11 protein-coding genes and 1 pseudogene are annotated in these 11936 nt (G+C 37.3%); all 12 read left to right on the forward strand.

Annotated features, from left to right (window positions below):
* Positions 1 to 351: energy transducer TonB (locus IIC38_17675; GenBank protein ID MCH8127761.1), on the forward strand; the 351-nt coding region annotated here is incomplete at its 5' end.
* Positions 352 to 452: 101 nt separating this feature from the next.
* Positions 453 to 694 (forward strand): annotated as a pseudogene (locus IIC38_17680) (four helix bundle protein).
* Positions 695 to 984: 290 nt separating this feature from the next.
* Positions 985 to 1650 carry a TonB family protein gene (locus IIC38_17685; GenBank protein MCH8127762.1) on the forward strand — a complete coding sequence of 222 codons (666 nt, stop codon included), beginning with the start codon at positions 985 to 987 and terminating at the stop codon, positions 1648 to 1650.
* The gene (locus tag IIC38_17690; protein ID MCH8127763.1) at positions 1598 to 2893 is read left to right on the forward strand and encodes a SpoIID/LytB domain-containing protein; all 1296 of its coding nucleotides are present in this window, start codon (positions 1598 to 1600) and stop codon (positions 2891 to 2893) included. Before IIC38_17685 ends, IIC38_17690 begins: the two co-directional genes overlap by 53 nt.
* A 127-nt stretch (positions 2894 to 3020) precedes the next feature.
* Complete coding sequence (locus tag IIC38_17695; protein ID MCH8127764.1) at positions 3021 to 3377, forward strand: SPOR domain-containing protein; 357 nt, start codon at positions 3021 to 3023, stop codon at positions 3375 to 3377.
* A gap of 10 nt (positions 3378 to 3387) precedes the next feature.
* Positions 3388 to 3921 carry a hypothetical protein gene (locus IIC38_17700; GenBank protein ID MCH8127765.1) on the forward strand — a complete coding sequence of 178 codons (534 nt, stop codon included), beginning with the start codon at positions 3388 to 3390 and terminating at the stop codon, positions 3919 to 3921.
* Between the two features lie 15 nt (positions 3922 to 3936).
* Entirely contained in the window at positions 3937 to 7017 is a 3081-nt protein-coding gene (locus tag IIC38_17705) for a PD40 domain-containing protein (GenBank protein MCH8127766.1), read from the forward strand.
* A 32-nt stretch (positions 7018 to 7049) separates the two neighbouring features.
* Positions 7050 to 7658: a sigma-70 family RNA polymerase sigma factor gene (locus IIC38_17710; GenBank protein MCH8127767.1), complete on the forward strand. Its 609-nt coding sequence runs from the start codon at positions 7050 to 7052 to the stop codon at positions 7656 to 7658.
* A 98-nt stretch (positions 7659 to 7756) separates the two neighbouring features.
* On the forward strand, positions 7757 to 8419 hold the full coding sequence (locus IIC38_17715) for a zf-HC2 domain-containing protein (GenBank protein MCH8127768.1): 663 nt from the start codon (positions 7757 to 7759) through the stop codon (positions 8417 to 8419).
* A gap of 7 nt (positions 8420 to 8426) precedes the next feature.
* On the forward strand, positions 8427 to 8801 hold the full coding sequence (locus tag IIC38_17720; GenBank protein ID MCH8127769.1) for a hypothetical protein: 375 nt from the start codon (positions 8427 to 8429) through the stop codon (positions 8799 to 8801).
* Positions 8802 to 8925: 124 nt separating this feature from the next.
* Complete coding sequence (locus tag IIC38_17725; GenBank protein MCH8127770.1) at positions 8926 to 10755, forward strand: thioredoxin fold domain-containing protein; 1830 nt, start codon at positions 8926 to 8928, stop codon at positions 10753 to 10755.
* A 12-nt stretch (positions 10756 to 10767) separates the two neighbouring features.
* Complete coding sequence (locus tag IIC38_17730; protein ID MCH8127771.1) at positions 10768 to 11283, forward strand: TlpA family protein disulfide reductase; 516 nt, start codon at positions 10768 to 10770, stop codon at positions 11281 to 11283.
* Positions 11284 to 11936 lie beyond the last annotated feature (653 nt).

An 11936-nucleotide genomic window follows, 5' to 3' on the forward strand; every position in this document is an offset into this window, starting at 1 on the left:
CCACCGCCGCCTCCGCCGCCTCAAAAGGAAGAAGAAGACATCATTTTTGTTGCTTATGATACGGAACCAGTACCAATAGGCGGTTTTGCAGCTATCCATAAAAATCTGACATATCCTGATATTGCAAGAAGAGCCGGCGTTGAAGGGACCGTTATCATTCAAGCCATAATTGATAAAAGAGGTATTGTTATTGATACACAAGTTCTGAAATCGCTTGGTAACAATGGTTGCGATGAAGCCGCAATGTTTGCCATAAAGCAAACAAGATGGAAGCCTGCTCTTCAAAGAGATAAACCGGTAAAAGTTCGTGTGAGTATTCCGGTAATATTTAAATTGAAAGAAAGTCGTTAATAAATTAATCATCAAAAATTTGTGATCTATAAGGCGGCGCGATTTCATTGCGTCGCCTTTTGTTTATTTATATTGTTTAATGGTATGGTAATTATTCAGCTATTGGCATCCCGACGCTTCGGGATTGGCAGAAAGGCTTCCTGTTGAAGAAAAAATACGGGTTAAGAAGTCAAATCTGTCGTTCGGCTGTATCCAAACCATCAAAAATTGCCGAGGGTTGTAGCCGAAACAGTCAAATAGATTTCAAACGGTTTTTAGAAATTGCTTTAGGTTCATCATTTGATTGGAAACTCAATTAATCATCATCGAAGAGATATATTTAATCCCAACAAAAGATGGTTAAGTGATTATGGATCAGTTAAATAGTGAACAAAAAATGAGTAACAATCTCACTCAGAAGCTAAGGCCAACAGCTAAAAGCTGGCTGAATAGTGGCAGAGATTCGTAAAAGCGACGAACCTAATTTTATATGAGAAACTTCAAGTTTCTTGAAAGTTACGTTTAATTTTAATGAATGATATTAATATTACCGGGAACCCAAATGCCAAATTGAACTTAATGATTATATTGGAGTTGTAATTTTCCAAAACGGTCTTAATATAATGAGTAATTTGATTTTATTTATTTTATTTTATGATTAAATGGCGAAAAACATTCAAAGATTTTTATCCTTTTCGTATCGCATCCCGCTCACCTAGTCAACGAGAAAATGAAAACATCTACTTGAATCAACTCTTTCATAAATGTTTGATTGCAAGTATTGCTTTAATCGTAATAATTTTCCAGTTTAACAAACATTGGGATTCCCGAATTGAGGATATACCGGAGATAGCCGATGTTGAATTTTATATCATTGATGAGATTCCGATAACTCGACAAGACATAAAAAGACCCATTCCACCACGTCCCAAAGTCCCTATTCCATCGGATGAACCAACTATTCCTGAAGATCTAACCATTGAAGAAACAGAACTGGATGATTTACCTTTACCGCCGATAGAGCCCCTTGGTATAAGTACCGGTGGAGTAACGCCTCCACGACCGATTGCAGAGGTTTTCCCGGAATATCCTGTTAGTGAAAAAAAAAGTGGTGTCCAGGGTGTAATTGAGCTGGCGTTGTTTGTTGAGAAAGATGGTGTCGTAACCAATGTTCAAATTATTAAAAACTCTACATTAAGTAAAAAATGTGAGAATTCTGCAATTCAAGCTGCTTATAAAACCAGGTTTCTTCCCGCCAAAAGGGAAAATGAAAAAATTGCAGTTTGGATTAATAAAATCTACAAATTTGGTATCAATTAACTTGATCAGATATTTTCAAATTGTTATTGGATTTGGCTTAATCCTATTTCAAATCCATTGTGCCGGTTTAACTCCCAAACCAAATGGTACCAATATACCAACAATCGACGTGTTGTTGGGAGAGCAAAAAAATGTCCAACTATCCTTTTTGGGGAAATTCCAAATAAAATCTGATTATAGAGGTGAATTTGATTTCCCTAGGAATAAACCTATCAATTTTCAAGTTGCAAACACGGAAACGAACGGCGATTCATACTTTGATGGAGAAACATTTTTTGTTAGCAATAAAATTGTTTTTCAAGCAGTTAATTCGAATCAATATTTCAAGTATTCAAACAATTTATACCCGGGATCAATTCAATTGTCGGTTACAGGAAATAATATTAGCATCATAAATAAAGTTGATTTGGAGTCCTATCTAAAAGGAGTTGTTTTGCGGGAAATGGGCTCGCTGGGAAAGTTAGAATTTGAGGCTTTAAAAGCCCAGGCAATTGCTGCAAGAACTTATGGGTTGGCAAAAATAAATAATCGAAAAGAGAACAACAAATCATATGATGTTCGGGCAGATGTAACAGACCAGGTTTATTCCGGGATTGTTAGAAATTCTAACAAGTGGATCAACTTAGCAGTGACTGGAACGAAAGGCGAAGTTATCGTTTTTGAAAATGAATTAATTGATTGTTATTATCATTCTACATGTGGGGGACGAACGGAATCCGGGGAAAACATATTTGCTTTACCGAACACTCCTTATTTAAAAGGAGTGGCCGATAATTTCGGTGATGGAGATTTTTGTTCTGAGTCACCCAATTACAGGTGGACTGAATTTTTTTTATTATCCGACATATTTGCATCACTAAAATCAACCATTCCGGCAGGAAGAAATCCTAAATTTTCAGATGAACTAAAAACAGTTGAAATTTCAAATAGATTCCCATCCGGTCGAGTTAAAGCTTTAACTGTATTTTTTGCCGGAGAACAACCTTCGCTAAATATAAGTTCTAATTCAATACGAAATGTATTGCGAACGAAAAATAACCTGGTTCTTCGTAGTAATCTTTTTAAAATAAAAAAAGCCAGAAATGGAGAATCAAAAAAAGAAATTACACTCATTGGAGCTGGAAATGGTCATGGAGTTGGTATGTGCCAATGGGGCGCGATTGGCATGGCCAAAACCGGTTATATTTACGATCAAATTTTAAGACATTATTATCGCGGTACTGAAATAAATAAAGTATATTAAGATGTTGATCAGGATAATCTTTTTCTTTTCAACCGGTTTTATTTTGATTGGATGTGCATCTGCTCCCCGTTATTCAAACTCAAAAGCAACCGATGAAAAGCAATTTGAAAATGAATTGAAGTACTCAATGAAAATTTTCAATGAACCGATTGATATTCTACAGGATGAATTTTCTAACTCGGATTCAATGAGCGGATATTCTCCTGATGTTGCCCGCAGTGGAGGGAAAAACAAATCAAATTCATTTCCAAATTTGGAAAATGGGTTTGGCGTTCAAATAGCTTCTTTTAGTAGTAAAAAAAATGCTGATAATTATTTGTCTGATTTGAAAAAAGAACGATTAAATGTAACACTCAATGTTCGGTTTTATGATGGCTATTGGCGGGTTTTTGCAGGCTTGTACAAAACGCGAAATGAAGCGGAAAAATCAAAGATCAGAATTCATTCTTATGGATATTTATCTGCTTGGATAATTATATTTTAGGTTGGAACGGTTGCAGCAACAAAAATCAAAAACAATATTTTTTATATTCCTGTTTTGCAGTTGTGTTTTTTTCTGCTCTTGTTTAAATCCGTTTGCGCCGGAACTAAAAGAGCAATCTCAACCGACGGATTTAATCATAACGAACCAGGAAACCCCGGATGATGTGCTCACAAATTTTCGTTATGCCTATATTTTTAAAGATTCGTTAATTTATAGTGAATTGTTGGACAGTTCTTTTATATTTTATTACTTCGATCCCAATATCGGAACTACAGGTCAATTCGTTTCCTGGGGTCGTGATTTGGATCTAAAAACAACCGGAAAACTTTACCGTAGCTTTAATGTTATTGATTTGGTTTGGAACACAACCATATATGAATCGGTTCAAGAATCTACTGCTGAAATCACAAAAACGTTTAATTTAACTTTATTTTCTAATGATGAAGGTTTGCGAATAAATGGGACAGCTGTTTTTAGCTTTAGGAAAAATCTTTCGTCCGGCATTTGGAGAATTAACAGATGGAAGGATGAATCCAATTTATAGTCAGGAGTAACAATCATGAAGAAAGTTTCCATCCTAGTTGCTATTATATTCATTACAACATCAACTGGTTTTACCCAGTTTGGCAAGAATAAAGTTCAATATACAAATTTCAATTGGCAGTATATTCAATCCAAACATTTTAATATATATTTTTATGAAGGTGGTGAAAGTATTGCGAAATTTACTGCCGATGTTTCCGAATCCAGCTACATTTCATTGCAATCGGATTTAGGATATGAGTTGGCGGACAGAGTCACGCTAATCATTTACCGGGGGCACAATGATTTTGAACAATCGAATGTCTCTTTTGGAGTTCCTGAAGAATCCGTAGGTGGTTTCACTGAATTTTTCAAAAACAGAATCGTATTGCCCTTTGAAGGTGATTATTCAAAATTTCGTCACGTTATCCATCATGAATTAGCACATGCTGTTATGCTGCAAATGTTATATGGGGCTGGAATGCAATCTATTATTAACGGGATGATGCGTTTTCAACTACCCCTTTGGATGATCGAAGGATTTGCCGAATATGCCAGTACTCGTTGGAATACCGAAAGCGATATGTTTATGCGAGATGCGGCAATTTCAGGATACCTGCCTCCACTCTCCGGATTTGGAGGATTTCTGAATTACAAAGCAGGCCAGTATGTTTTTTATTATTTGGCTGAAAAATATGGACCGGAAAAAATCAGCGAGATAATGGGAAAAATCAAAGTTTCAAAAAGCGTAGAGAGGGGGTTAAAAAGATCCATCGGAATTGGTATGGAAGAATTGAACAAGAGATTTCAAAAGTATGTTAAAACAGAATATTGGCCTGATATCGCGAATCGCCAGGAACCGGAAGAATTTGCCAAAAAAATGACAGATCATGCTAAAACCAATAATTTTGTAAATAATGCCCCGACCTTGTCTCCCCGGGGGGATAAGATCGCTTTTCTATCGGATAGGGATGATTATTTTGATATTTTTTTGATGAGTGCAATCGATGGCAAAATGATTTCTAAAGTGGTTCAGGGCCAAAGAACAGTAGATCTGGAAGAATTAAATTGGTTAAATCCCGGAATCACATGGTCACCGGATTCTAAGAAAATGGCTTTTGTCGCAAAAAAAGGCGAGTTCGATGTTTTACATATCGTAGATGTTAAAAAGAAGAAAATTGTGACTACTTATGATTTTGAATTTGATGAATTGTTTTCTCCAACCTGGTCTCCACAAGGAGACGAAATAGCGTTTACCGCTTCTAAAAATGGGGCAACCGATATTTATATTTTTAATATTACTACAAATCGTTATAGAAATATAACGAAAGATGCCTTTAGCGACCTCAGGCCTCAATGGTCCCCAGATGGGGAACGGATTGCTTTTGTCAGCGATCGTGGTCCTTTTACAGACCCGAAAGACAGGATAAATGTAGATTTTCAAACATTCAATTATAACAACCATGATATTTATTACCTGGATGTCAAAAGCAAGGAAATCCACAGGGTAACCCAAACTGAATATTTGGAAAAGGATCCAACCTGGTCTCCCGATAGTAAAGCCCTGGTTTATTCTTGTGATGAAAACGGTGTATTCAATTTATTTTATCACAATTTAGAAACCGGCGAAAGGTATCCAATAACAAATATCCTCACCGGTGCGGTCCAGCCCCATTGGGTGAAGAACAACCTGGTTTTTACTTCATTTTATCAAGGCGGATATGATATTTATATGATTAAGAATCCTGGTGGTATTAAACCTGACGAGATTGTTTTAGAGGACACCAGGTTTCTTCAAAAATTGAAGAACGGAGAAATTACCACTATTTTCGAGAATTATCGGAAACTGGATGAAGAGGAATTGACGGCCAATAATTTATCGAATGAAAGTTACCGGAATTTTGTTTTCGACAAAAGCTTTCAGCAAGGAAATATAATTCCGCAAAAGGCCAAACTGGCAGAAATATTTCCTGAAGACTCCACGGCCTTTAAATCTGTTTCCGGCGAATATTTAGTCAATGATTACAAAATAACATTCTCACCTGACATCGTTTATGGGAATGCTGGATATAGTCAATTTTTTGGGGTTCAGGGGAATGCCATTTTTTCTATGTCAGATGTATTGGGAAACCATCGATTAGATCTTTACACGAATTTATTCTATGATTTACGAAATAGTGATTACCAGTTGGGTTATTATTATTTGCCACGACGAACAGATATTGGGGTGGGTGCTTTTCATTATACATATTTTTTTCAAACCAGTGGTTTCCGTATTGTTCGGGATCGCAATTTTGGATTCAATCTTTATTTCTCCCGACCCTTCGACCGCTATCGTAGAATTGACTTAAATATACTTTATCTTGGCGTAAATCGAACGGACATATCTTTAGGTTTGGATCTCAATAAACGGAGGGTAATGGTTTACGGTTTATCCTATGTAAAAGATACGGCACTTTGGGGATATACGGGTCCAACTAATGGTCAACGATCAAGGATATCTTTCCAATACAGCCCCAGTATTGGGGCAAACAGCCTCGATTTTCGCACGATTTCTTTTGATTATCGCAAATATTTCAAAATGGGTGAAGAATCTAATTTTGTTGCCCGTTTTTCAGGTGGCGCCTCTTTTGGAGACAATGCGCAACATTTCTTCTTAGGAGGAATGGATAACTGGATTAACCGTAGTTTTAAGAATGGTACGTTGCGAGTGGATGATTTGGATGATATTTATTTTTCATCATTTGAATTGCCGTTACGGGGATCAAAATATTATGAACAAGTTGGCACGCGTTTTTTCCTGACCAATTTCGAAATCCGGTTCCCGTTTGTGCGATACTTTATTTTGGGTGTCCCGCCATTGTTTTTCTCAAACATCCGCGGAACTCTTTTTTATGATATGGGCGCCGCGTGGACTAATAATAATTTTCGATTCTTTGCCAAGGATGATGGTAGTAGCTTACTTCCAAAACTGGGATCACCCATTGCAGGTTTTGGGATGGGTATGAGAGTAAATTTGGGATTTTTCTTACTGCGTTACGATTTAGCCTGGAAAACAAACTTTAGTGAAACCAGCGATAAGCCAACTTCCTATTGGTCTTTAGGAGCGGAATTCTAAATAACCGGATTGATGAAATTACCCAATTCTGAATGTCTTCTAAACAACTAGCTCAAGATCGCCCTGGTTTATTTGAAGAAATTGCATTTGAGCATATTGATTCTTTATATAGTACCGCGCTACGTTTAACGCAAAGTAAACAAGATTCCGAAGATCTTGTTCAAGACACTTACCTGAAAGCCTTCCAATTTTTTTCCAGGTTTGAACCGGGTACTAACTTTAAGGCCTGGATTTTTAAGATCTTGATGAATACTTTTATTAATCGCTATCACAAAAAATTGCGTACGCCTAAGTCTGTTCAATTCGAAAAAGTCGAATTTTCTATCGAAGCAGAACCTGAAGCGGAAGAATTACAGGAATTCCTTAAGAATAAAGATAATTATAAAAATATATTTAACGACGAGGTGGTTTCAGCGGTTGAACAAATGCCGTCCAATTATAGAATTGCGGTATTGTTATGTGATCTGGAAAGCTTTTCTTACAAAGAAATTAGCATTATGCTCGATATTCCAATTGGAACAGTCATGTCCAGGATATCGCGTGGGCGACAGTTTTTACAAAAGGCTCTTCTGGATTATGCAAAGAAAGAGGGGTTTCTTAGAGAAAAACAAAGTGAGCGAATGGAAAAAATAAAACAATAAATAGGAATTTTTTCCCGGTTTTTTAAGTTAATCATAAACAGAAAATGGACGAAAGAATTATAAACAAAATGGATTAATCCTGTTACTGATATTTTATAATGAACTGTAAAGAAATTAAATCACATATTTCATCTTTTATCGATGGACAATTGGAGCATGATCTGGAGCATCAGACTCAAGCTCATCTTTCTGAATGTGAGTTGTGCAGATTAGCTTTTGAATCCGATAGTGAAATGAAATTTTTGTTTCAAGAGTCCGTTTATGCTCATGAAGCACCGAGTAAACTCAAAAGAAAAATTCGAAAGGCAATTTCAAAAGACAGTCGAAAAGAGACTTTTCTCTTCGGATTTTTCAACCAGCCGAGATTAACAGTGGCAGCGGTTCTAACGGTAATGGTATCAGCGTTTCTTGGAATTCAAGGCTATAAAATGATGACACCCGTTAACCATTTTGACGTTTCGTATGTTGAAAACTTGAGTGGACATATCGAATGTATCGGATGTTATTATACTCAATATCAAAATGCTGAAAATTTCTGCGCGAAACACGGTCATTCACCGGCAATCATGGCGGAAAACAAAGAAGTATATTCTTTTATACCCAACGAAAAAAGCGCTGAACTAAAAGAAGAATTCGTTGATTCGGTAATTAGGGTGAGCGGCTGGGTTTATTATCAATCGAATTTTATTGAGATTGAAAGCTACGAGATTGTCGAATCAGATGTGGCTTCTATTTATCCTTCAAAATTTGTTCAAAATTAAGAAGATTATGTTTTATCGATCTACACTTCTGGTTCTATTGGTTTGCTTCTTTCCAGTATTTCTCATGGCTCAAGTGAATCAAAATAAGCCTAAAACAGACAATAGTCTTATGGATGTGGAAGGGAAGTTGGTTTGTATCATTGAAGAGATGGCTAAATTGCGTGATGTAAAACCAACCTGTCCGGAATACGGACATATTATTGGCATCCGGGTTTCGGATGGAACGATTTGGTCTTTTTATCCGAATCCATATCAAAAAGAATTGCATGAAAAAAATCTAATCGGGAAAAAAATCAAAATAACCGGAAGGCTCTTTTACGATGGGAAAATCATTGAGATTGTAAAATATCAATTTATCGAGTTTAAAATGAATAAATCTTGATTTTGGGGGCTAATATCATTTCCCTTTTGACAGGATTAACAAGATATACTGGATTTTTTTCCAGATAATCCTGTTTATCCTGTCTAAAAATGAACTATGAACAGATCAAATTAACTGCAGAACAATGAATCGAAAAATTATTTACATATTCGTTTTTACTTTGTCGCTGTCGCTGAGCGCTTCATCTTTAAGTAACGCTTTTCAGCCTCAAACCTTAACGGTTAGAGCGGTAAGTTCATCCGACCGTATTCCAGCGGGGGGCGAATTTCAGATTGCGGTAATCGTCGATATTGAAGCGGGTTTTCATATCAATTCGAATAAACCATTAGAAGAAGCATACAAAGCAACCCTGGTCTCTTATCAACTTACCGATGGTGTGTCATTTGGGAAAGTCTATTATCCCGAAGGTGAAATTAAAAAATTCGAATTTGCAATTTCAGATTTATCCATTTATGAACATCAAATTACTATTATTACGGAAGTAGAACTTTCCGATCAGTTAAATCCCGGCAAAATAACACTCGAGGGTTATCTTGATTATCAAGCCTGTAACGACAAGATATGTTATCTTCCCGCCCGGGAGGAATTTGAAATTTCAATAGAACTTGTCGGTAAAAATGAAATAGCTTCCGCTGTTAACCAGGAATATTTTACGGATTATGCCTCTCTAAAAGAATTTGGGAAAAATCAGAGAAATGAGCTGTTTTTAACAAGGCAGGAAAGACAAGCTAAAAAAGTATTGGAAAAAGGCTTCTTTTATGCTATGGCTGCTTTTTTTTTATTTGGATTAGCGCTTAATTTAACACCCTGCGTTTACCCGGTAATTCCGATAACCGTTAGTTATTTCAGCGCCCAGTCAAATAAGAATAAAAGAGACTCAATTTCCAAGTCCGTCCTGTACGTGGTTGGCATAGCCATTGTTTTTGCGGTGCTCGGTTTATTGTCCGGGCTTGCAGGAAAGCAGTGGGGATTTCTTTTCCAAAATCCCTGGTTTGTGATTGTTGTTACGGTTATTATTTTGGCCATGGCTGCCAGCATGTTTGGCGCTTTTGAAATAAAGGTTCCGGCTTCATTATTAAATAAGTTTGGCCATTCACAAGAAGGCCCGGTTGGCGCTTTTCTAATGGGCCTAACCGTCGGTGTCGTAATAGCTCCTTGTGCAGCCGGGGTAATTATCGGACTTGTGGGATTGGTCGCAAAGCTGGGCATTGTAGCAGAAGGAACCTTGTTGTTTTTTATTATGGGCTTGGGCCTGGGCTTGCCTTATTTGATTTTGGCAAATTTTTCGGTTTTACTCAAAAAAATGCCGAAGTCCGGAATGTGGATGGTATGGATCAAGAAAATATTCGGCATCATGCTGGTTGGAGTCGCGTTATACTTTTTCCTTCCCCAGGCAAAACATATCCCGGATCTGCAGGGATATTTTTTCGGATTACTTATAATTTTCGGCGGAGTATTGCTCGGATTTCTGGATTCGCCCCAGGATTATACCAAAGGATTCAAGAGAATTAAATGGCTCATCGGAACAGCCGCTATTCTTTTTGGCGTTTATGTTACTGGCAATTCCATTCAAGAAAAGGCACAAGACATCGACTGGCATTTTTATAGTAATGAGGATTTAAATACTTTACTCGTTGAAGGCAAACCGCTTTTCTTCGATTTTTATGCGGATTGGTGTGCCCCATGTAAAGAAATGGATCAAAAGACATTTACCGTTCAAGATGTTATTGATTTAACACCAAAATTTACGATGGTAAAAGTGGATTGTACCGCACCTAATAGTACAGTTCGAGATTTCATGGAGGGACTGCAAGTAACCGGAATGCCGACTTTAATATTTATGGATAACCGGGGTAACGAATTAAAAGAATTAAGAGAAGTTGGCTTTATTGAAGCAGAAATCTTTATCGGCTCCATGGATAAGGTTTTGTCTGTAAGCAGCGCTACAAATTAATGGGTGACCCTTATGAAAAACCCTAAACGTTTCATTCTAATTTTCTTTCTGTTGATTTGTTTTCATCAGGATGTTTGTTTCTCCGGTGATGTCAAAATGCCGCCGTTCACTTTGATCGATGTAGACGGCAATAAAGTATCCTCCTCGGATTTTGCAGGCCAGGTCATCTTATTAAATTTTTGGGCGACCTGGTGTGGCCCTTGTAAAGTAGAGATACCTGACCTGGTAAAATTGCACGAGACCTATAAGGATAAGTCGTTTCAAGTGGTTTCAATCGCTTTGGATTCCGGCAGCTCGCAGAGAATAAAAAAGTTTGCCAAAAAGTGGAAGATGAGTTATCCGATCCTTATAGGCGGTTATGATGTGGCAAAAGCCTTCGGCGGCATAAGAGGCATTCCCACTACTTTTATTATTGATAGTCATGGTTATGTAAAAAATGTGTTTGTAGGGCCCAGGTCTTACAAACTATTTGAAAGAGAAATCGTCCCGTTATTGCCCAAAAAGAAAAGGATAGCAAAGAAGAAGTGAATACCTGATTTATTGCAATTTCCAACTTGCAAGGGGTTGATTGTAAACAATCTTAGCCACGGATTTTCACAGATTTAAAACCGATTAAAAATTATTAATCCATTGGGGTAATCTTTTAGTAAAGATGGGTTGTAATTGGATTGTCAATTCTGACATATTAACTATTTTAAAAGCTATGGGTAATGTTGGAAATTTGTATCTGCAATGGGCATATGGATACTTAAATATGTCATTCCCGCATTTTTATCCATTAAAATCATGTGAGCACAAGTTTTAGCAGGACTTCATTCTGCGCTTGATAAAGTAACAAGATCCCCGATTAAGCTTGTGCCCGTACGTTTTTAACGGACAGCATTCGGGGATGACAGTTTTGGGGTTCTGGTCAGCCTGTAAACATTCGGGGATGACAGTTCATGGAATAGGGTAGTCCACCGGGACGATTATTTTACACACCCCTGAAAATCCTCCCGTCTGCACGGGATGATTTTCTTCCCCTCTCAAAGAGGGGAATTCCAGCCATTCAGTCTCTAGTCTCCAGCATCCAGCATCCAGCATCCAGTATCTGGTATCCGATATCCAGCATCCAGTATCCAGTATCCAGTATCCAGTATCCGGCATCCGGCATCTGGCATCTGGCATCCGGCATCTGGTAT

This window comes from candidate division KSB1 bacterium (assembly GCA_022566355.1).
Classification (GTDB): Bacteria; Zhuqueibacterota; JdFR-76; order JdFR-76; family DREG01; genus JADFJB01.